This is a genomic window from Nocardia sp. NPDC005998, assembly GCF_040614395.1.
Lineage (GTDB): Bacteria > Actinomycetota > Actinomycetes > Mycobacteriales > Mycobacteriaceae > Nocardia.
In genome coordinates, this window is sequence record NZ_JBEXUI010000018.1 from 127,509 (window position 1) to 150,045 (window position 22,537).

Consider the following 22,537-nt stretch of genomic DNA (forward strand, 5'->3'; position numbering starts at 1 on the left):
CTGATGTAACGAACAAGCCGAGGGCCCACCCAGTGAGAAGTCTCAGCTCTCGGCGGCTTTGCGGTAGCCGCGAACGGCGAAGGCGCCGAAGGCCACAGCGAGCCCGATGGACCAGGCCATCGTCTGCAACAGCGGGGTGGCGACGGGGCCGCCGATCGTGCAGCCGCGCATCGCCTCGATCGCACAGCTCATCGGCTGGACTCGGACTATCGGCTGCAGCCAGCCCGGATAGTTCTGCACCGGAGCGAAGCCGGAATTGAAGAACATGCCGAGCAGGACGAGCGCCGAGAACAGCTGAACGACCTTATTGCCCGCTCTGCTGACGCCGACCGTGATCACCATGGTCGCGAAACCGGGTATGAGCAGCACCGGAACGGCGAGCGCACCGAGCACGCCCAGCCAGCCCTGGTGGAAGCGCAAGCCGAGCGCGATACCGAGGGCGACCACAATGATCGTGGCGATCAGCGTGCGCCCGCATTCGGCGAGCAATCTGCCGATCAGTCCGGCCGCGCGGTGCACCGGCAGCACCCAAAAGCGCCGCAGCAGACCGCTTTCCCGCTCGGCGTAGAGCGAAAGCCCGGTGCCCATCGCGCCGTACATCGCGCCGGTGACCGCGATCATCGGGACGAAACCGTAGATGGTGTCCACACCGGAGGATGCGCTGAGGAATTTGTTGAGCACCAGCTGGTACATCAACAGCAGCAGCACCGGCAGGATCAGCGTGGAGGTCAGCACCTCCTGCTCGCGCGGCCAGCGCCGCAGCAGTCGGCCCGTTTCGACGAGACTCTGGTCGATCAGTGTCTTCATGGCCGCCGCCTTTCCACCAGAACCGAGACGGCGGTGAACGCCACGATCAGGCCGAGGATCCAGGCCAGCGCGATCGCGACGGCCGAGGTGTAATCGCCTGCGGCGAGATCGCGCAGTGCTGCTGCCGCCTGGGAGACCGGCTGATTGCGCACAAAAGGCTGGATCCATCCCGGAAAGCCCTCCGCCGGAACGAAACCAGTCGACATCATGATCAGCAGCAGTTGCGGGGCTAGCAGTGCCGATGCGCCGATCTCCGGCTTACCGGTGGCGACGCCGAGTGCGTCGGCGCCGATCACCAGTGCCACACCGAAGGCCAAGGACAGTGCGACGAAGGTGAGAGCCGCCGCCCCGCCGTGGAATCGGAAGCCGAAGCCGGTGCCGATCACCAGCGCTCCGGCGAGCCCGGCCAGTGCACGGACCAGATTCGCCGACATCCGGGCGGCCAGCGGGATCCAGGAGCGCACCGGCATCGAGCGCATGCGAGTTCCCATGCCGCTGAAGGTGTCCCGGGCCGCGCGATCACCGGCCGACATGGCGGTGAAGAACATGCTCTGCAGCACGATCACCGGCAGCAGGTACTGGGCGTAGTCGGCACCGGTCTGCTCCATCGACTTGCGCAGCGGGACATAGAAACAGAGGAAGAAGATCATCGGGGCGAGGCAGCCGAAGGCCAGGTCGCCCTCGCGCAGTGCCGCGCGCACGGTGCGCCCGCTCAGTGCGCTCCATTGCATTCCGGCTGGTATCGGGGATATTTCGGTCATGCGATCAGCGCTGCCGGTGCGTCGGTGGTGAGCTCGATGAAGACCTCGTCCAGCGATGGTCTGCGCAAGGCGATATCGATGAGTTCGATGCGGGCGTCGGTAATGCGGCGCAGTGCTTCGGCCAGCGTGGCCGCGCCGTCGGGCGCGGGTAGCGAAACCCGGTCCTTGGATTCGGCGACGGTGACCGCGCCGAGGCCGTGGAGCGCGGTGACGACGGCGGGCACGTCGGCCGCGTCGACCGGAACGACCTCGCAGTAGCTCGAACCCGAGCGGGCCTTGAGTTCATCGGCGGTGCCCTCGGCGATCACCCGGCCCTTATCGATGACGATGATGTTGTCGCTCAATGCATCCGCCTCTTCGAGGTATTGCGTGGTGAGCAGGATCGTCACGCCCTGTTCCCGCAGCGAACGCACCAGCGACCAGACGCCCTGCCTGCTCACCGGATCCAGGCCGGTAGTCGGTTCGTCGAGGAAGACGACCTTGGGCGGGCGGACCAGGCCGCAGGCGATATCGATGCGCCTGCGCATACCGCCGGAGTAGCCGCCGACGCGGCGGTCGCCGGCCTCGGTCAGGTCGAATTGTTCGAGCAGTTCGGTGGCGCGAACCCTGGCCTGTTTCGGGCGCAGGCCCATCAGGCGGCCGAACAGGACCAGGTTCTCCCGGCCGGTCAGCACCTCGTCGAGCGCCGCGTATTGGCCGGTGAGCATGATGGCTGCGCGCACCGCCGCGGGCTCGCGCACCACGTCGTATCCGGCCACCAGTGCGCGGCCCGCATCGGGTTTGGTCAGCGTGGACAGTATGGAGACCGTGGTGGTCTTGCCCGCGCCGTTCGGGCCGAGCACCCCGAGCACACTCCCGGCGGGTGCCGCGAAGGTGAGGCCGCGCACGGCGTGGACGTCGCCGAAGGACTTGCGGACGTCCTCGACCACAATGGCGTTATCGGTCGCGTTCATCGTTCTCCCGGTGCTGTATTGGGCATGGCGGCGGCCACCGCGGTGACGCAGCGCTGCCAGATGGTGGTGAAGCGGTCGATCTCCGCGATATCGAAAAGTGCATCGCTCCAGCGGAACAGCGTGGCCAGCTGGGGTCCGTCGGCACCGGGGTACACAGCGGTGACGAGGTCGATGGCGTAGCGCAGCGGCATATCCGGTTCGGGGGCGATCGGAAGGCGTTGGTGCAGGCCGAGATCGGTGATCGGGGACCATGCCCGCGATGCGCTGGCGGCGAGGTCCATGCGGCCGAGGTAGTCGAGCATCACCTGTGGATCGGGCTGCGCCGCGGTGTCACCGCAGCGGAGCAGGCCGTAGTCCAAGCCCCTGTTCGGGACGCGGTCCAATTGGGTGCCAATGGCTTTCAGCAGACTCGCCACCTCGGCCGGATCGGCTTCGGCGCCGATGATGTCGAGTGCCGAGCCCGCGCCGACGCGCAGCGGATAGACGGTGGTGAACCAACCGACGGTGCGAGCGGTGTCGACACCGCCGACGGTGGCGTCTTCGCGGCCGTGTCCCTCCAGGGCAACCAGTGCGCCGGTGGCGGCGTCCTGATTTCGTTCGGATCGCCAGGTGGTGAGTGCGATCGTCAGCGCGGTGAGCAGGAATTCGTGCATGCCGATATCGGCGCCGAGGCGGTCGAGGATGCGGCGGGTGCGGTCGGTCGGCGCGAACGATGGGGTGATCCGGTAGGAGGACCAGGAGTCGCGGGTCGGATCCGGGTGGCGCCGGCCGAGTTCCGGATCGGGGCCGGTCAGTTGCGCTGTCCAGAAGTCGCGTTGGGCGAGTACTTCCGGTGCCGTTCGGCGCTCGTGTAACAGTTCGGCCCAGCCTCGGTAGCTGGTGCATTCCGCTGCGATGGTGGGGATTCGGCCTGCGCTGAGCTGTGACCAGGCATCGGCCAGATCCGCGAGGATGATGTGCCAGGAGACGGGGTCCACCGCAAGGTGGTGGATCGACAGCAGCAGTACGTCGGTGCCCTCGAAGCGGACGGCCTGCATCATGGTGCCCGTCAGCGGATCGATACGGTCGATCGCCGCGCGCGAATACTGCGCGAGCACGGCGGCGAAGTCGCCGGGTACCGAGACCTCCCGCAGGATATCGGCGGCGCGCACGCTGCCCGGCGCTCTGGTTTCGAGCCGGTGCCCGTCCGCGGTCGTCGTCAGCCGGGCGCGCAGCATGTCGTGGGCATCGAGTAGGGCCTGTAGTACCGATTCCAACTGCGGCCGGTCCAGTTCGGGGGGCAGCAATATCAGCGTAGAGAGTGCGAGCCTGCGGAAACCGCCGTACTCGTACATCCAGGACATGATCGGCGTCGAACGCACCTCACCGAATTCGACCGGGGTGCGCACCGACTCCTGTTGTGCCACACGGGAATCGATGGCGACGGCCAGGTCACGGACAGTGTGGTTGGACATGACCGCGGCCGGGCTGACGGATAGCCCGGCACGGCGCACCGCGTTCACCAGTGAGATGGCGACAATGCTGTCCATGCCGAGCGCGATGAAGTCGTCATCGATGCCGGGCGCTGTCCCACCCAGCACCTCGGCGAGGGCGCGGCACAGCGTCCGCTCGGTATCGGTATTCGGTGGGGTGTGGCCGGCCGACCCGCGCAGTGCCTCCTGGCCGAGTGCGTTCAGCGCGCGGATGTCGAGCTTGCCATTGGCGGTGACCGGGAGCTCCGGCAGCGAAATGATCCGGGCCGGAACCATATATCCGGGCAGCTGTTCGGCGAGATCGGCGCGCAGTGTGGCCGCATCGGCCGTCGCGCCGACCGCGAAGGCGACGAGGCTGGGTCCGCTCGGCCGCTGCACCACAACGACCGCGCCGGCACGCACCTGCGGCAGCCGCAGCAAAGCCGTTTCGATATCGCCGATTTCGATCCGGTAGCCGCGAATCTTGACCTGGTCATCGGCCCGGCCCAAATAGGCGAGATCGCCATTCGGCAACTGCCGCACCAGATCGCCGGTGCGATACATGCGCGCGCCCGGCCGGAAGGGGTTCGCGACAAAGCGGTCGGCCGTGGTGGCGGCCTTACCGATATAACCGCGCGCCACCTGGGCACCCGAGAGGTACAGCGCACCGATGACGCCGTGCGGCACCGGCCGCAGCATGGCGTCCAGGACATAGGCGGACATGCGATCCACCGGTCCGCCAATGCTCGGCTGCGCATTGCCGGGCTGGTTGCGACCGGTGTTCACCGTCGCGACCACCGCCTCGACGGTGGTCTCGGTGGGGCCGTAGCAGTTGTAGACGGCGGTGCCGGGCAGGGTGCGCAGCCGCTCCCACATTGGCGCACCGATGGCCTCACCGCCGAGCGCGAGCACGGTCAGCCGCTCACCATCCACCAGACCGGCCGCGGCCAACTGGGTGAACATGGACGGCGAGGTGTCGATCATATCGATCTCGTGCCGGACGATGCCCTCGACCAGACCCTGCGCATCACGCATTTCGGTCTCGTCGAACAGATGCACCGCATGGCCGTCGAACAGTCCGATCATCGGCTGCCAGGAGGCATCGAAGCTCAGCGACCAGGCGTGTGCGATCCGCAGTCGGCGCCCTAGCCGGGCTACGGCCGGACGGTAGACGCGGTCTCGGTGATCGGCGAAGTAGCTGCTGAGGGCGGCGTGCGTGCCCATGACGCCCTTGGGTTCGCCGGTGGAGCCGGAGGTGAAGATCAGGTATGCGGCGGTCTCCGGGTGGATCGGCCGGTAGGGCGAAATGGGATGGTGCGCGATCCACTCGGCAACGGCGGCGTCGTCGAGTACCAGTAGCGGGCGCTCGTTCTCGCCGAGCAGGTGTGCGCAGTCGCCCACTGTCAGAACGAGTTTCGGGCTCGCCTGACGCAGGATGGATGCGATGCGCGCGGCCGGTGCCGAAATATCCACCGGCACATAGGCGCCGCCCGCCTCCAGCACTGCGAGCATCGCGACAATCGATCGGGCTGATCGGGGAAGCATCAGGGCCACAACCGTTTCCGGTCCGATGCCGTGCGCGACGAGCTCGCTCGCCAGCTGCCCGGCAACCTCCCGCAGCTCACGGTAGGAATAGCGAGCGGTGCCGGTACTCAATGCAACCGCGTCCGGGGTCCGGTCGACCTGGCTCAGGAATAGTTCGTAGACTCCTGCGGCCTCATGCCGCCCGGCGGTACTCGAAGGCGATTCGATCCCGATTCGCGCCTTCTCTTCGGCCAGTAGCACATCCACCGTATCGGGACTCGCATCGCTATGGCCGGGCAGCTGGCGGAGCACCGACAGGATCCGCGCGCCGATATCGGCGACCGAAAAGTGCGGCAGCGCTTCGGCAATCGCCTCCAGCATCACCACGAGCGTTCCGTCGTTCAGGTAGGAGACCACCGAAAGCGGGTAGTGCACAAGGCTTTCCATTGCGACCGGCAGGAAGCGGGTGCCATTCGCGGTGACGATCGGATCGGTGGCCGCGCCGATGGGCGCGTTCTCGAAGACGAACAGCACATCGAACAGCGCACCGTGACCGGCCGCGCGCTGAATGGTCGACAGGCTCACGTATCCGGCATCGCGCATGGCCGCCGATTCGCGCTGCAGTTGCGCGCACTGCTCGGCGACCGTGCGGGTGCCATCGATCAGGATGCGGGCGGGCACGGTATTGATGAACAGCCCGATCATCGTCTCCACACCGGGCAGCGCATCCGGGCGACCGGAGATGGTGGTGCCGAAAACGATATCGCGTCGATCGGTGAGTCTGCCGAGCACGACCGCCAAGGCGTACTGCACAACGGTATTGAGAGTCAGGCCGTTCGACCGCGCCCAGTGCACCAGCCGCGCGGTTTCGGCGGTGTCCAAGCCGAATCGGCTGCGGCGCGGAATCGCCGCGCCGACCTCGCTTGCCGTACCACCGGCGAGCATGAGCGGACCACTCAGTGGCGCAAGGTATTCGGTCCAGCTGCGGGTGATCGCGGCGGCGTCCTGCGCGGCGAGCCAGCCGATGTAGTCGCGGTAGGGCCGGGCGGGCGGTAGCGAATCCGCCTGTCCCCCGGCCTCGTACACCGCGATGAGCTCGCGGAAGAAAACCGCGACCGCCCAGCCGTCCATCAGGATGTGGTGTGCGGTGACGATCATTCGACGGCGCTCATCGGGCAGCGCGACCAGCGTAATGCGCAGGGCCGGGCCACGACCGAGGTCGAACCGCTGCTGGCGTTCGGCCTCGGCGATGGCATCGAATTCCTCCGGCCGGGCCGAGATTTCGAGCCACGGCAGATCCACCCAGGTCGGCACGATCTGCACCGGCTTGGGTAGATCCCTATCCCAGAACGAGGCCCGCAGGTTGGCGTGTCGCTGCAGGATCACCTCCGCGCTGCGCCGCAGCATCGGCACGTCGATCGGACCGCCGATGTCGATGACGAACTGCATGGTGTACAGATCGACCCCGTCGGCGGCCAGTCGCGCCAGCGAGAACAGGCCCTCCTGCAGCGGGCTGAGCGCCAGCACATCCTCGATTTCGGCCGGAACGCTCCGGTCCACCGTCATCGCAACGCCTTTCGACCGATGGTCACCGCGACACCGCCACTCATCCGGCGAGCCGATCGGAAGCAGCCGCCCCTCATTGCGACTGCTTCCACGCCGCACCCAATGCGGCCAGTGCGTCCGAGCTGAGGCCGGACACACTCATGGCGGCATGCTGGTGCCGGGCCGGTTCGGCGGGCTGATCGGTATCCGCTGGTACGCCATCGCTATTCGCCTCGTCCAGGGCCGCACCGAAGGTGTCTTCGATGGTCGTGGTCATACCCGCCACCACCGCCGCATCGACCGCGGCCGCGAGTTCGGCGATGGTCAGATGTTCGAATACCAGCTGCGGGGACAGCGGCAGTCCGATCTGGTTGGCGCGTGCCGACCATTGGATGGAGATCACGCTGTCGCCGCCGAGTGCGAAGAAGCCGTCATCGGCGGTGACGTCCTCGATTTCCAGCAGTTCCTCGAGGATCGAGATCAGCTGCTGTTCGGTATCGGTGTGCGCGGCATCGGAAGGCGCTGTGCTGGTGTCGACGATGGCCGTCACCTTGGTTGCGAAGGCGAGTCGCCCCGCCGTATCCCAACGCGCTCGCTGCCCGGTCCGGAACAATCGGGCTCCTGGCAGATACGGATCGTCGATGAAGCCGTCCGCCGACTCCTCGACATAGCCATCGGCGAGTCCGGCACCACCCACATAGACATCGCCGTGCACACCGGGCGCGACCGGTCGCAAGCCGGCATCCAGAACCAGCACCCGAGCCCCCGGGATGGGACGCGCGTATCCGCTTCCATCGACCGCACCGCGGGCCACCGCGCCCGCGTATTCCGGGATCCGATAGTCGAAGGTGGCGATCGAACCGGCCGCGAGCGCGGGTAGCAGATCGGGCAGTGCGGCGGGCCACGCGGTTCCCGTGACCTCCCAGCTGCGCACCGACGGCAGCATCGAGACTCCGGTGTGTACGATCCGCGCAAGCGTGGCGGGGTCGGCGACCACGTGGGTGACCGCGTGCGCGCCGATCAATTCGACCAGTGCGACCGGATCGTCGCGCTGCGAATCGGTGGTGCGGATCAGCGTCGCACCATCGGCCAGCGCGGCCAGCAGTTCGACCTCGATCTCGGATCCCGACCATGGTGCGGCGACGAGTCGCACATCCGCCGAACCCGTTGCCCGGTCGAGTGATTCGGCACGGCGATCGGCGGCGACAGCGCGTCGATCGGCGACAGCGGCCGCGATGGCGTCCCGCGTGAACACCGCGGTCGGCGCATCGACACGCGAAAGTGCGATGGTCCCGCCGGTATTCGCGATCGCATCGAGCGTGGCCAGGCGACGGACCACTGCGGCCACCGACGCACCATCGGGCACACTCGCCCCGGCCCCACGATCGAGCTGTTCGAACAGCGCACCGTAGCTGAGGACCTCCGCACCGCAACGCACCGCGATCCGGTCGGAGGGAATGCCGCGCCCGCGCCGGATCAGCTCGGCGATCCCGGGCATCCAGGAAAGCTCGACGCCCGTGGCCCATTCGCCGAGAACCCGCTGACGCTCGGCGGCGGGCATGATGTCGAGTTCGCCGACGGTGCTGTCGGGAGATTCCGCGAAGGCAGTGAGCACGCGGAGCATGCGCTGCGCGAACAACTCTCCGGTCGCGGGCTCATAGAGATCGGTATTGACGATCACACTGGCCTCGAAGCCGCCATCGGATCCCGCGAAGAAATTGATGCTCAGGTCGAGCAGCGAGATATCGAAGTCCAATGGCAGCACCGTGAGTGCGGTCCGCGCGTCGAGTCCCGGGTCCGCACCGTCCCAGTTCTCCTCGCGGAAGTGCATCATGGCCTGGAACAGCGGATTCCTGGCACGCGAACGGGCCGGGTTGAGCGCATCCACCAGGCGCTCGATGGGGATGTCCTGGTTGCTGTACGCACCGAGCGCGATATCGCGGGAGCGCGCGAGCACGGTGCGCAGCGTGGGATCGCCGGACAGGTCATTGCGCAGCACCACCATATTGGCCAGCAGGCCGACCAGATCCGCGGCCGCCGGGTCGACCCGGCCCGCGATCGGGGTACCGAGCGGAATATCGACGCCGGCACCGAGTTTGTGCAGCAGTGTCGCGACCGCGGCCTGATACAGCATGAACTCGCTGGCCCCGCTCGCCTCGGCGACGGACTTCAGCTGCCCGCGCAGCGCGGCCGGGACCGCGAACGGCACCACATGCCCGCTCTTGCTCAGTACCGCGGGGCGCGGCTTGTCCGTGGCGATATTGATCTGGTCCGGCAGACCGGCGAGTGCGCCGCGCCAGTAGTCCACCTGCGCATCGAGTGCATCGACCGCCTCGCGCTGCCACAGTGCGTAATCCGCGTACTGGACGGCCAACGGTGACCACTCCGGTGCCGCACCGGCGGTGCGCGCCCGGTAGGCGATGGCGAGATCGTCGAGAATCGTCCGGAACGACCAGTGGTCGGCAACCAGATGGTGGACCAGCAGCGACAGCACATGGGTCTCGGTGTCCAGCACGAAGATCCGCGGCCGGATGAGCAATTCGCCATCCAGGGCGAAGCAGTGCCGACCCGCCTGCGCCAGCTCGGCGTGCAACTGTTCGGGATCACTGAGCTCCGTCACCGGAATATCGATCGGCCTGGCGGGCAGCACCGACTGATATGGCACGCCATCGCTTTCGGGGAATACCGTGCGCAGCACCTCGTGCCGAGCCACCACATCGGCGAGGGCGGCGGTCAGCGCGTCCAGCTCCAGCGGACCGTCCACCCGCACCGCGAACGGAATATTGCCGATCGCGCTCGGCCCCTCCAGCTTTCGCTGGAACCACAGCGCGAGCTGGGAGTAGGACAGTGGAATGCGTTCGGGCCTCGACCATTTCCGCAGTGCGGGCACGGCGGCGGCGGTGCGCGCCGGTGCCGCCTCGATGAGCGCGGCGAGCCCGGCCACGGTCGGGGTATCGAATGGCGCCCGGACATCGACTTCGATGCCGAACTCGGTGCGGATCTGCACGACCAACCGGGTGGCCAGCAGCGAATGTCCGCCGAGTTCGAAGAAGGAATCGTCCGCGCCGATCTGCTCGCGACCGAAGATCTGCGCGAACAGCTCCGCGATCCGGATCTCGGTGGCGGTGCCCGGCTCCCGATAGCGGTGGGTGGTGGTGCGCTCCGGTGCGGGCAATGCGCGCCGGTCCAGTTTGCCGTGCGCGGTCAGCGGAATCTCATCGATCACGGCGAACGCGCTGGGCACCATGTACTCCGGCAGCGTGGCCGCGGCATGGCGCCGAAGGTCATCGATATCGAGTGCCGACTCCGAAAGACCATTGGCCACCACGACATACGCGGCCAGCATCGCACCGACCGCCGCGTCAGCCACCGCGATGACCACACAGTGCCCGACACCGGGATAGGACGCGATGGCCGCCTCGACCTCGCCGAGTTCGATCCGGAAACCGCGCACCTTGACCTGCTCATCGGCCCGGCCGACGAATTCGATCTCACCATTGGCATTGCGCCGCGCGAGATCTCCGGTCCGATACAACCGCGCGCCGCGTGCGAACGGATCGGCGACGAACCGCTCCGCGCTCGGTCCGGGCCGATTCAGGTACCCGCGCGCCAATTGCGCACCGCCGAGATAGATCTCACCGACCACACCCGGTGGCACCAGCTGCAACGCCTCGTCGAGCAGATACACCGTGACGTTCTGGTTCGGCACACCGATCGGCACGATCCGGGTCCCTTGCGGGCCGTCCACATTCATATGCGTCGCGCACACCACAGCCTCGGTCGGGCCGTAGTGATTGCGCAGTTCCGCATCGAAGACACCGGCGAACTTATCGGCCACCTCGCCGGGCAGCGCCTCACCGCCCACCGGCACATGCCGCAGCGCACGCCATTCGCTCACCTCCGGCAGCAGCAGGAAGGTGCTCAACATCGACGGCACCATATGCAGCACGGTCACCCCGCAGCGGGTGATCAGCTCGGCGACATACGGAATATCGCGGAACGCATCGGGTTTCGGGATGACCAGGCGGGCACCGAGGGTCAGCGTCACGAAGATATCGAGCAGCGAGGCGTCGAAGCTCACCGAAGACGACTGCAGCAGTCGGTCTTCGCTGGTCATACTCCATTCCGCGACAAAGCCCGAGAGATGTTCGGCAATGGCGGCATGGGATACCGGGACGCCCTTGGGCTTTCCGGTGGACCCGGAGGTGTAGATGACATAGGCGAGGTGACCGGGCAGCAGTGGCCGCAGCCGGTCGGCATCGACCAGATCGGCGTCCGGAAGCCGGTCGGCCGCGGTCTCGGCGGCCGCCAACTCGCCCCGGCCGAGCACCAGTCGGGGTGCGGCGTCTGCGACGAGATAGTCGATGCGCTCGTCCGGGTAGGCCGGGTCGATGGGCAGGTACGCCGCACCGGATTTGAGCACACCGAGCACCGCGACCACGAACTCGACCGAGTTGGACAGCCGCAATCCGACAATGTCCTCGGTACCGAGGCCCTGCCCGATCAGCCAGCGCGCCAGCCGATTGGCGCGACGATTCAGCTCGGCGTAGCCGAGTTCGGCATCGGCGCTGCCGCGTTCGGCCGGGGCGACGATGGCGAGCGCGTCCGGCGTTGCGGCGACCTGGTTTTCGAAGAGTGCGACCATGGTGGTCGGCTCCGCATCGACGATCGCGCCATGCGATAGCGCCAGGATGGCGGCACGATCGGCCGCACCGAGCATATCGATATCGCCGAGCCGGCGATCGGGCTCGGCGAGCGCGCTGTCCAGCAGCTGCACGTAGTGGCCGAGCAGCTGCTCCACCAGTGCGCGGTCCAGATCGGCGATCCGGTACTCGGCCTCCAGATAGGCGCCATCGGCCTCCATGACCACGGTCAGGCCGAGCGGCACCTGCGCGACCGCGCTGCCGAGATCCAGCAGCGTCGCATCGACACCGTCGAGATCGAAGCCCTGTGCGCTCTTACGTACCCCGAAGCCGAGTCGGACCAGCTGCTCCAGCCCGTCCCGACCGCCGACGCGGTCCGGATTCGCCTCGCGCACCACGCGATCGATGCCGACATGCTGATGGGCGAAGGCCCCGACACAGGTATCGCGAACGGATTCGGTGAAGTCGGCGAAGGTGCTCCCCGCGCCGATGGTGGCGCGCAACAGCAGCGTATTGCCGAAATAGCCGATCAATGATTCGGCGGCGGCAGCGCGGCGCACGGTCACCGGTACCGAGACCAGGAAATCCGTCGCCGCGGTGTAGCGATGGATCACCGCGTCATAGGCGGCCAGCCACACCATGAACGGGGTAGCACCGTGCGCGCGAGCGAAAGCCTCTACTCGACCGACGAGCTCGGCCGACAGTGACACGGCGCAACGATCGGACTGCTTGGTCGCGACGGTGCGGACCGTGGCCGGACCGGGGAGTTCCAGGGATTCCGGCAGCGGACGCAGTGTCGCACGCCAGTAGTCGATATCGATGGCGTCGTCGTCGGTGCTATCGCCGAAGACCGCGATATCGACGAATTGCGCACGTGCACTATCGGGCTCAGCCGGTGCGGTGCGATAGGCGTCGTTGAGTTCGGTGAAGAAGACCGCCCACGAGTCGTCGTCCCAGCTGATGTGGTGCACGACCAGCAACAGGGTGAATTCATCGGCACCGGTGCGCACCAGGCTGATGCGCAATGGCGATTCGACCGCGAGATCGAAAGGGCGGCCGAATTCCCGACGCGCCAGTACTTCCAATCGGCACTCCCGGCCGGATTCCGGCAGATCGGTCAGATCGTGTGACTGCCAGGAGAATTCGAGATCGACCCGCACGATCTGATACGGCTCACCGTGCTCGTCGAGCCCGTAGGTGGTGCGCAGGATGTCGTGCCGGTCGACGGCGGCCGTGATCGCCCGACGCAGCCGCGTCTCATCGAGTGCGCCGGTCAGCCGGTAGGCCACACAGATATTGAGGGTGGTGTCCTCCGGATCCCGGGTCTGCAGGAACCACATGCGCCGCTGTCCGGCCGAAAGTGGATGACGCGCACCGGGTTTCGATCTTCGCATCGGTACGGCCGACGATGTCGCCGCGATCAGACCGCTTTCGGCCAAACGCTTGCGCAGCAGTGCCTTCCGACGGTCCAGCACGCTCATGAGCTCGTTGTTCGACATCAGATCCCTCGCCTAGACGTTGCTGTCGGCCATCAGGCGCACGACATCGTCCAATGACGCGCCGCCGAGAATGGCCGCCACCGGAAGATCGCGGTTCAATTCGGCCTGGACCCGCTTGCGGAAGTCCAACGCCTGCAGGGAATCCAGGCCGAGCGCGACCAGCGGCACGGAACTGTCGATGAGGTCGAGCCCATCGGTGCCCATTACCTTGCCCAGTTCCACCCGCACCTGCTCGGACAGCGAACCGGCGGACGGCTCGACCGCCTCCGGCAGCACGGCCGCGACGGGAGCGGGCGCAGTAACAACCGGCACGACCGGCGCTGGCACCGAGTCCACTCGCGCCAGCACATCGGTGAGCAGCGGACCCCAGCCGACGGCCGAGATGATGTCGTTCAACTGCCGCCAGTCGGCGGCCATGACAATGCGATTGCCGGGCCGACCGATCTCGGCGTACTCGGTGAAACCGATGGCGAGCGCGTCACGCGGGTCCATGGACTGGCCGCCCGCGGCGGCGATCCGATCCACGCCGACCGCATGCAGTGGCCCCGCGAGATCCCAGATGCCCCATTGCATCGCAACGGCATTCGTACCCGCGGCGCGCAGACGGCTGGCCAGCACATCGAGCATCCGGTTGACGCTCGCGTAGAGAATCTGCCCGCGACCGCCGAAGGTGGCCGCCGCGGAGGAGCAGATAATGATCCGCGCATCGGCGGCCAGCGGCAGCAGCCGCAGCAGGTGGTCGGTGCCGATGATCTTCGATGCCGCCATCTCGAACAGCTTCTCGCCGGTCACCTCGGCGAGTTCGGCGCGCACATAGTTCACCGCGGCGTGCACGAGCAGGGTCGCCGGTGTGTCCGCCAGCGCGGCGGCGAGATCCCGCACACTGGATGCATCGCTGACATCGCATGCGACGACCGCGACCTCGGCGGCGCCGATCTGCCGAATGGCGCGCAATCGTGCTGCGACGGTATCGGTCTCGCCGGACCGGCTCAGCAGCGTGATCCGCCGCGCACCACGATCGGCGAAGTGTTCGGCGAACTTCAGGCCGAGCGTGCCGGTGCCGCCGACGATGACGACATGCTCGAGCTCCGCGTCATCCGGAGCCCCGGCGAGCGGATCGCTGTCCACCTCGAGCCGCTTGGCGTAGAGACCGCTCGCGCGCAGTGCGAGCTGCGGTTCGCCCTTGGCGTGCAGTGCCCGCACGATTGCGGCGGCCTGCGCCGGATCGGCATCGCCCAGGTCGAGATGCCGGAAGGCGGTGCCGATATTTTCCAGACCGATACAGCGGAATCCGGCGGAGACCGCGCCGTGGAACAGCTGCGGTGCCGGATCGTCGGCGACCGCGGATTCGCCGCCGACGGTCACCAGCCAGCAGTCGGTGATGGTGGCGTCGAGCGGGGGGAGCCAGCGGGCGTCATAGAACCGCGCCAACTCCTCGATCGCGGCGGGTCCGTCCAGGTCGGGCAGCTGCGGTAGCAGCACGACGACCGAATCGTAGGCACCCGTATCGGCTGGTTTGTCGGGGTCATAGACGGAGGCGCCGCCGCCATGGTCGTAGGCCGCGGTGCACAGTGCCGCGGCAAGTTCGGCGCACTGTCCGGTGTGATCGACGACGAGCATGGTGCGCGGGGACATCAGCGAGCGACGCTCGAGCCGCACCCAGCGCTCCGCCAGCCGGGTCGCGGCATGTTCGGAGCGGACCCGTTCGGGGGTGTCGTTCGTCCGGTATGCGGCCCAGAGCCGCTGCGGATCGAGCACGGTGTTGGGGAAGTCCCGCAGCGGCAATCGCGCTGCACCCGAATCGGATTCGACCCGCAACGCATCCCACCGATAGTTCAGATCGTGCACCGCGACGGTCGCCAGATTGCGCGTGAACTCCCGCAGCCCCGTCGCGCTGCGCAGCGAGGTGCCGATCACCCGGAACTCGCGCTGCGGCGATGCCGGATCCCGCGGCACCGTGCTCAGGTTTTCCTGAATGGCCAACTGCAGCATGGGATGTTCCGACATTTCCACGAAGGTGTCGACATCGGCGGTGGCCGCCGTGATCGCCCGATCGAACCGGACGCGATTGCGCAGATTCCAGTACCAGTACTGGTCGTGCCGCAGATCGGGCGTAATGGCGGTGCCGAGCGTCGCTCCGTAGCAAGGAATTTCGGTCGCCGCGAAGTGCGCGCCGCTCATCTCGTCGCCGAGCACCGCCTCGAGTACTTCCCGGTATTCGCTGACCACCGAGGTATGCGCCGGATAGGCGACGCGGATCTCCTTGGCGAACTGACCGCGCGCGGTCGCGGTCGCCACCATATCGACAATGGTCTCGCGGTCACCCGAGATGGCCAGGATGTGCGCCGAGTTGATCACCGACAGCTCGGCCCAGCCCGAATGCCTGGCCAGCAGCGCCTCACATTGATCGCGGTCCATGCCGAGCACGGCCATCGAATAGCCGCGCGGCGAAAGCTGATCGACACACAGCGCCCGATGTGTCACCGCAAGCACCGAATCGCGCAGCGTCATGACCCCTGAGGCCGCACCGGCCGCCAACTCCCCCTGGCTGTGTCCGATCGTCGCGGTGGGTGTGACACCGGCCGCACGCCACATCGCGGCCAGCGCGAACATCTGGAACATCAACGCGGGCTGCACCACTCGCACGGCGTCCGCGAACTGCCCCTCGGTGCCGAGCAGATAGTGCAGCGGCTCCCGGTGACCGAACCGATCCTCGAAGATCGCGGCGCATTCGTCGACCGCAGCGCGGAACGCGGGCGAGACGTCGTAGTAGAGCCTGCCCATTCCGGGGCGCTGACTGCCCTGGCCGGGGAAGACGAATCCGATCCGCCGAGCCGAGGCCACGCCGTCGGTGGATACCACCGCGGGATGTTCGGCATCGGCGATGATCGACCGCAGCGCGTCGCGGAGTTCGGCACTGGTCTCGACCATGGCGAGTGCCCGGCGCCGCCGCGCGACCCTGGTGCGAAACAGCATGTCCGCCACACGATCCGGACCGACACCGGGATGCCGTTCCAGATACGACAGGATCGCCGCGGCCTCGCCGCGCAGTCCATCGACCGTATCGGAGGACAGTAGGACCGGGATGGTTCCGTCCGGAAGTCGGTATTCAGGCATCGATATCCTCCAGCACGGGCATCGCCAGGATCGCGTGTGCATTGGTGCCCGCGACGCCGAACGAGGACACCGCGCCGTAGCGGAGGCCGTCGACCGGATCCCAGGGTTCGAGTTTTGTGGCGAGCCGCAGGCTGGTGGCATCCCAATCCACCTCGGTGGTGGGGTTTTCCGCGTAGAGGCTCGGCGCTATCTGCCCGTTCGCACCGCTGAGCAGCACCTTGATCAGGCCGAGCAGCCCCGAGGCGGCCTGTGCGTGACCCATATTCGACTTCACCGAACCGAGCAGCGGACCGTCTTCGCCACGATTGATATCGCCGTACACCTGCGCCAGGGCGGTCAGCTCGAGCGGATCGCCGACCGGTGTTCCGGTGCCGTGCCCCTCGATGAGCCCGATATCGTCCGGCCGAATTCCCGCCGCGGCCACAGTCTTCTCGATCAGCCGCCGCTGCGCCGATGCGCTCGGCACGGCGATGGGTGCGCCCCTGCCATTGTGATTGATCCGGGTCGCCAGCAGTCGGCCGTAGATCCGATGGCCGAGTTGGCGTGCGCGCGATTCGTGTTCGATGACCACCACACCGGCCCCCTCGCCCCACAGCGTGCCGGTTGCATCGGCGGCGTAGGAGCGGCAGTGTCCGTCGGCGGCCAATGCGTTGTTCTTGGAGAACTCGAAAAATGCGGCTGGCGAACCCATTACGCACACGCCCCCGGCCAGCGCCCAATCGCACTCACCGGCGCGCACCGCATTTGCGGCCAGGTGGACCGCGGTCAACGCTGAGGCGCATGCGGTGTCGGTGGTCACCGACGGTCCGACCAGCCCGAGGCTGTGCGAGATCCGGCCCGCCACCGCGCCGAGCGCCGTCCCGGTCACCCGGTATCCGGTGTACTCGGTGACCGCACCGCCCTGCGGACCGTATTCATTGATGGACGCGCCCATGAAGCAGCCGACCTCGACGCCGTCCAGCGCGCCCGGATTGATGCCCGCGTTCTCCAGCGCCCGCCAGGCCACCCGCAGCGCGACCCGCTGCTGCGGATCCATGGACAGCGCCTCGCGCGGGGTGATGCCGAAGAACATCGGATCGAATTCGGTTGCCTCCGAGAGGAAGCCACCAGCGTCGGCGACCCGGCTCCAGCCGTCGCGGCGATGCAGCGAAAGCAACTCATCGATCGGCCATTCCCGATTGCGCGGGAACGGTCCGATAAGTTCACGCGATTCGGCCAGCGCGGACCAGAATTCGGGCAAAGTATCGATACCGCCCGGCGCCTCGACGGCCATACCGGAGATGACGATCGGATCCATATCCGGGCTCATCCGACCCGATCCAGTTCGGGCGCCAGCAATTCCGCGATACCGGCGGCATTGTCGTTCAGGTAGAAGTGACCGCCGTCGAAGACGGTGACATCGATCTCCTGCGCACTGTGGTTGGACCAGGCATACAGCTCACGCGGGGTGATGAAGTGATCCTCTGCGCCGCCGAGCACATGAATCTTGGCCTGCACCTTGACATCCACCGGGCAGGTATAGGCATCGAAGGCCCGGTAGTCGGCCTTCACCACCGGCAGCGCCATCCGCATCACCTCACGACTGCCGAGCACATCCGCGCCGGTGCCCTCCAGCGCGCCGAGGTGGTCCAGGATCTGTTCGTCGTCGCTCGGATGCGGCGGCAGATCGACGGCCCGGCCCGGCGCGACCGCGGCGGAGGGCGCGAGCAGCCGCACCTCGATTCCGGCTGCCTCCGCGGCGCGGACCAGCTCGAATGCCACCATCGCGCCCATGCTGTGGCCGAAGACGGTGAGCGGCAGACCGCGATTGTGTGCCGAAGTGCCGAATTCCGCGAAAGCACCGGCGGCGAGTTCGGACAGCGTGCCGAGCGCCGCCTCGCGGGCCCGGTCCTGACGACCCGGATATTGGAAGATCAGCACATCGAAGTGTTCGCTGAGCACCTTCGAGAACGCCCGATAGGTGGAGGCGCCGCTACCCGCGTGCGGGCAGATCAACAGCGGTGGGCAATCGACGGAGCGGGGCCGGTGGAATTGCCGGATCCATCCGAGAGTTGCTGGCATTTCTTGACTCCTGCGCTTCCGCCGGACGTTGCCCGACGCGATGGTCGCGCGGGGCAGCGTCATTGGTCGGCGGCGTACAACACCCCCCGGCTCGCTGCACTGATCTGATTTCTGAACGGTCGCCCGATATTAGCGTAGGCTACCCTAACAAGTCTACTTGTTCGCGCTCCGCACTCACTGATCGGTGAGATATCCACCGCGCGTGAAGAATTCGGTGGCCGCGTGCTCCACACCGTCGGCAGTGCGGATCCGGGTGAGCACCAGACCGCGATTGCGACCCCGATGCGCCTCCTGACCGCAGACCACCGCGCCGCCGCCCTCCTGCACGATCACCCGGCCGGGCGTGCCGCCATAGCGCGCCTCCGAGACCACGGCCTCGAGCACCTCGATCCGCTCGCCGCGGTAATAGGTGAATGCCCGCGGATACGGCTCGGACAGCGCACGCACGAAACGCTCGAGGTCCACCGCCGACCACATCCAGTCGATTCGACTGTCCCGCTCCGAGCGCTTGTGGAAGTAGGTCCGCTCGGACTTGCGCTGCGGCTGCCATTGCGCGGTACCGGATTCGAGGGCGTGCAGCGCCTCGGCCAGTGCGTCGGGGATGAGTTCCATACCGCGCAGCACCAGTTCGGTGCCGGTATCGGTGGGCCCGATGGGAAGCGACCGCTGCACCAGGATGTCGCCGGTGTCCAGCCCCTCGTCCATCCGGTGCACGGTCAGGCCGGTTTCGGATTCACCGCTGATCAGCGCCCACAGCACCGGGGAGAATCCGGTGAATTTGGGCAGCAGCGAATCGTGCAGATTCAAGGTGCCGTGCGGGGGCAGGTTGTAGAGCTCGGCGGGCATCCAGGTGTACCAGCTGTTCACCACGATGACGTCCGGCTCGGCCCGCTTCACCAGGTCGATGGTCTCGGCGTCGGCCCGCTGCGTCAGATGCACCGGAATGCCGTGCTCGCGGGCGAGTTCCTCGACCGAATCCGACCAGATCCCCTTATAGGAGTCCGCACTTGCCGGATGCGTGACCGCGAGCACGACCTCGTGCTCGGAATCGATCAGGGCCTCCAGGGTGCTGCGACCCCAGGTCTGGAAGCCGAAGAAGACAATGCGCATGAAAACCTCACGTAGCTGAATTAGGGGAGATCAGGCCGGTCGCGCGGCCACACCACGCCGCGCACCGACGACCTGACGCGCCGGGGCGGTACGCAATACCCGATCCGAAAGTTCGCCGAGGCAGCTGAGATTCGGGAATCCCGGCCCCTGTGCGATGCCCGCCATATTCGGCAGATAGAGCTTCGCGTCCAGTCCGGAGACCGCCAGGTCGTAGCCGATCGCGGCCTCCAGCCTGGTCTGGGTCAGCGGTCCGCCGACCGCGAGTTCGAGCAGGTCGGCGGCGTTGGCATCGAATAGTTCCAGGAACCACAGCGGCTGTCCGCCGGTGGCATCGATCACCAGATCGAAGGTGTGCACCTGATCCGGGCGGCGGTCGTTGCGCAGTGTCATGGCGACACCGTCACCCTGTTCGGCGATCCGCACGACCCGACCCTGCAGATGGTGCACGCGATTGTCGCCGATCACGCTCTCCTGCACGCGAACCGAGAAGACGCCGCGGTCGGTACGCCGGATGACATCGCGGCGTTCGTCCATGCTCAGCGTGTTCCATTTGGTCGGATCGCTGAAAAGCGCATTCTCGAAATAGCTTTCGCCGCGGGTGTAGATCGTGGCCTTGGGCGTGATGACCGAGATGGTGAGCATGTCGTGGCGGACCAGCTCGTCCAGGGCCGAGCCCGCGGTCTCGCCGCCGCCGATCACCGCGGCCCGCGAGGAGACCGGCAATGCGCGCTTGCCCGCCAGATCCCAGAATTCGGCGATGCTGAGCACCCGGGGATGTTCGGCCAGTGCCCGGCGACTGTGGCCGGGGCCGGTGATCATCAGTGCGTCGGTATCGATTTCGGTGGTCACGCCGTCCGCGCCGGTCACCGAAACCAGCCAGCCATCGGCCGCCGCGGCGACCGAATCCACTGTCCCCAGCACCAATTCGAGATCGATCGCGCGGGCCACCCACTGCAGGTATTTGGCCCACACGTGATGCTGCGGGCTCGGGCGGCCGCGATCGATCCACTCGGCATAGGTGCCGTGTTCGACCAGGAACGAGGTCCAGCTGTAGGCCATCATCGCCTCGTCGATGGCGCGGTTGTGCCCGCGCGCCCAGGTCGAGCGGTACGGGAAACCGATGTCCTTCTCCGGACTGGTGCCCAGCCGGTGCTGTCCGTCGGTCCAGCCGCCGCTCGGCAGCCAATTGCCGCCGACCGCATGCGCCTCGACCACGATCACACGCGGGGCCGCGAGCCCCAACTTCCGCAGGACGTGCGCTTTAGCCGCCACCGCAAGGGCTTTCGGCCCAGCTCCGACCACCAACAGTGTGTCCACGGTTCTCCTGCGTTCGATCAAGGGCGGCAACCAGGGTTACCTAACTTCTCGCTAATAGCTTTGCATAGGCTTACCTTATATTGCACTGCAGTGCCAGTCCCTGAGACGGATGCACTACCGCACACGAACGATTGGAAGTATCGATGTTCAGCACCAGAAACAAGCCGGTGGCGCGCGCCGCCACCGCGGTGTTCTCGCTCGCCGCGGCCGCCGCGATCGGCGCATTCGGCACCGTCGCCACGGCGGTTCCGGCCACTGCCGCGCCCATCGGCGCGCCGATGCGGACCGCCGCACCCGGCGTGGGTGAGCTGAAGGCCAAGCTGCAGCTGGTGTTCAACACCGGAGCCGGGCGCTCGGCCCGCGCGGCCGAACTCGAAGCGGGCGAGGCCGGTCTCGGCCTGGTCGATCAGATCGGCACCGTCATGGCCGCCGCACCGTCCAGCTTCCGTTGGGATGTGCTCGGCCCGGTCAATGTCTCCGGCGATCTGCTCAACGCCCAGCTGACCACCGCCATCGACGGCTGGGACCCCTGGTACTTCGACCTGTCTTGGAAGCAGATCGACGGCACCTGGAAGCTGACCCGCGAGGCCGAATGCACCCTCGCGGGCGTCGCCATGCTCCCCTGCAACCTGTAATCACCAGCACCGCAAGTGAATCGGCCCCGAGGCAATCGAATGCCTCGGGGCCACACGGCTATCCGGCCGACAGCTGCGGCGTGGCGGGTAGCATTCCGCCGGAATACGCGACCGGCACGCGAGGCGAAGGGCGCCGCGCCACAACAACTCCCAATAGCCGGCAACGAGCCAACCGACTGCGGCAACGACCATGCCCCAGAAGCCGGACCCCAGATCCATATCGTCGGAGTACGCCCCGAACGAGGTCTATCCCCAACCTTTCAACCACTGCAGGCAACACACGCGATAGCGGACACCCCGCGACATCAAAGTGTGTTTAGGCTAACCTAATCTTCATGGGCAGAGGTTTCGAAGGGTTGATGCTGAAGGCGTGGCGTGCCGAGGACTACCGGCTCACGGTGACCTCGACCGAGTACATCAGCGATATGTACCTGCGGCTCGGCTTCCAGGCGGGCGGACTGCTGGCGGATCATCCGGTGCATCCGACCCAGTGGGTGCGGCTGTGGATTCCGAATGGCGAGCGCGAACACCAGCGCGGCTACACCCTGGTCGATCCCGATCCGGCCGGGGACAGATTCTCGATCGAATTCGCGGTGCACCACGGCCCCGCCTCGGTATGGGCGCAGAATGCCGCGGTCGGCGATGAGATCGATGTGTCGGTGCTGGGTTCGGACTTCCAACTCCCCGATCCGCTGCCCAGTGAATTCGCCATCTTCGGCGACACCGCCTCGCTGCCCGCCATCAACTCCCTACTCGATGCCATCGGCGATATTCCGGCGCGGGTATGGCTGGAATGGCAATACGAATCCGATACCGGTCTGCCGGTGCGCAATAAGCCGCACCACCGGGTGACCTGGGTGCAGCGCGTCGACGACGGCCGACTGCTGCGCGAGCAGGCACAGGAAATGGACTGCCCGAAGGACGCCTACGCCTGGGTCGCCTGCGACGGACACACCACGCGTTCGATCGTCAAGGCGCTCAGGACCACTCACGGGCTGCCGAAGACCTCGATCAAATCCCGCGCCTATTGGAAGTAGCGAGATCATCCTTCGGGATGACCCCACTCGCTACTTTCTGGCGACGTATCCGCCCCACCCGATACGCGATGCTGATG

Annotated in this window: 12 protein-coding genes; 2 read left to right on the forward strand and 10 right to left on the reverse strand. The window is 67.0% G+C overall.

What is annotated here, in order from left to right; all coding sequences use genetic code 11:
- Positions 1–42: 42 nt before the first annotated feature.
- From ABZ293_RS23635 to ABZ293_RS23680, 10 genes are all read right to left on the reverse strand, one after another.
- Positions 43–807, reverse strand: a complete 765-nt coding sequence (locus ABZ293_RS23635; RefSeq protein WP_355183851.1) for an ABC transporter permease — start codon at positions 805–807, stop codon at positions 43–45.
- Positions 804–1,568, reverse strand: a complete 765-nt coding sequence (locus tag ABZ293_RS23640) for an ABC transporter permease (protein WP_355183853.1) — start codon at positions 1,566–1,568, stop codon at positions 804–806. Before ABZ293_RS23640 ends, ABZ293_RS23635 begins: the two co-directional genes overlap by 4 nt.
- Positions 1,565–2,521, reverse strand: coding sequence for an ATP-binding cassette domain-containing protein (locus ABZ293_RS23645; protein WP_355183855.1), 957 nt, complete (start codon positions 2,519–2,521; stop codon positions 1,565–1,567). The genes ABZ293_RS23640 and ABZ293_RS23645 overlap by 4 nt, the downstream gene beginning before the upstream one ends.
- Positions 2,518–7,062 (reverse strand): amino acid adenylation domain-containing protein, encoded by a 4,545-nt coding sequence (locus ABZ293_RS23650; RefSeq protein ID WP_355183857.1) that lies wholly within the window; start codon positions 7,060–7,062, stop codon positions 2,518–2,520. Before ABZ293_RS23650 ends, ABZ293_RS23645 begins: the two co-directional genes overlap by 4 nt.
- Before the next feature lie 73 nt (positions 7,063–7,135).
- Positions 7,136–13,183, reverse strand: coding sequence for an amino acid adenylation domain-containing protein (locus ABZ293_RS23655; protein ID WP_355183859.1), 6,048 nt, complete (start codon positions 13,181–13,183; stop codon positions 7,136–7,138).
- Positions 13,184–13,195: 12 nt separating this feature from the next.
- Positions 13,196–16,300, reverse strand: a complete 3,105-nt coding sequence (gene nbtC / locus ABZ293_RS23660; RefSeq protein ID WP_355183861.1) for a nocobactin polyketide synthase NbtC — start codon at positions 16,298–16,300, stop codon at positions 13,196–13,198.
- Positions 16,293–17,609 carry a polyketide synthase gene (locus ABZ293_RS23665; RefSeq protein WP_355183863.1) on the reverse strand — a complete coding sequence of 439 codons (1,317 nt, stop codon included), beginning with the start codon at positions 17,607–17,609 and terminating at the stop codon, positions 16,293–16,295. Before ABZ293_RS23665 ends, nbtC begins: the two co-directional genes overlap by 8 nt.
- Positions 17,606–18,361 (reverse strand): alpha/beta fold hydrolase, encoded by a 756-nt coding sequence (locus ABZ293_RS23670; protein ID WP_355183865.1) that lies wholly within the window; start codon positions 18,359–18,361, stop codon positions 17,606–17,608. The genes ABZ293_RS23665 and ABZ293_RS23670 overlap by 4 nt, the downstream gene beginning before the upstream one ends.
- A gap of 174 nt (positions 18,362–18,535) precedes the next feature.
- Positions 18,536–19,471 carry a methionyl-tRNA formyltransferase gene (locus ABZ293_RS23675; protein ID WP_355183867.1) on the reverse strand — a complete coding sequence of 312 codons (936 nt, stop codon included), beginning with the start codon at positions 19,469–19,471 and terminating at the stop codon, positions 18,536–18,538.
- A gap of 30 nt (positions 19,472–19,501) precedes the next feature.
- Positions 19,502–20,788: a SidA/IucD/PvdA family monooxygenase gene (locus tag ABZ293_RS23680; RefSeq protein ID WP_355183868.1), complete on the reverse strand. Its 1,287-nt coding sequence runs from the start codon at positions 20,786–20,788 to the stop codon at positions 19,502–19,504.
- A gap of 143 nt (positions 20,789–20,931) precedes the next feature.
- On the opposite strand from ABZ293_RS23680, the gene ABZ293_RS23685 reads away from it, so the two are divergent.
- Together ABZ293_RS23685 and ABZ293_RS23690 are read left to right on the forward strand one after the other, a co-directional pair.
- Entirely contained in the window at positions 20,932–21,423 is a 492-nt protein-coding gene (locus ABZ293_RS23685; protein WP_355183870.1) for a hypothetical protein, read from the forward strand.
- Between the two features lie 335 nt (positions 21,424–21,758).
- Complete coding sequence (locus ABZ293_RS23690) at positions 21,759–22,460, forward strand: siderophore-interacting protein (RefSeq protein WP_355183872.1); 702 nt, start codon at positions 21,759–21,761, stop codon at positions 22,458–22,460.
- Positions 22,461–22,537 lie beyond the last annotated feature (77 nt).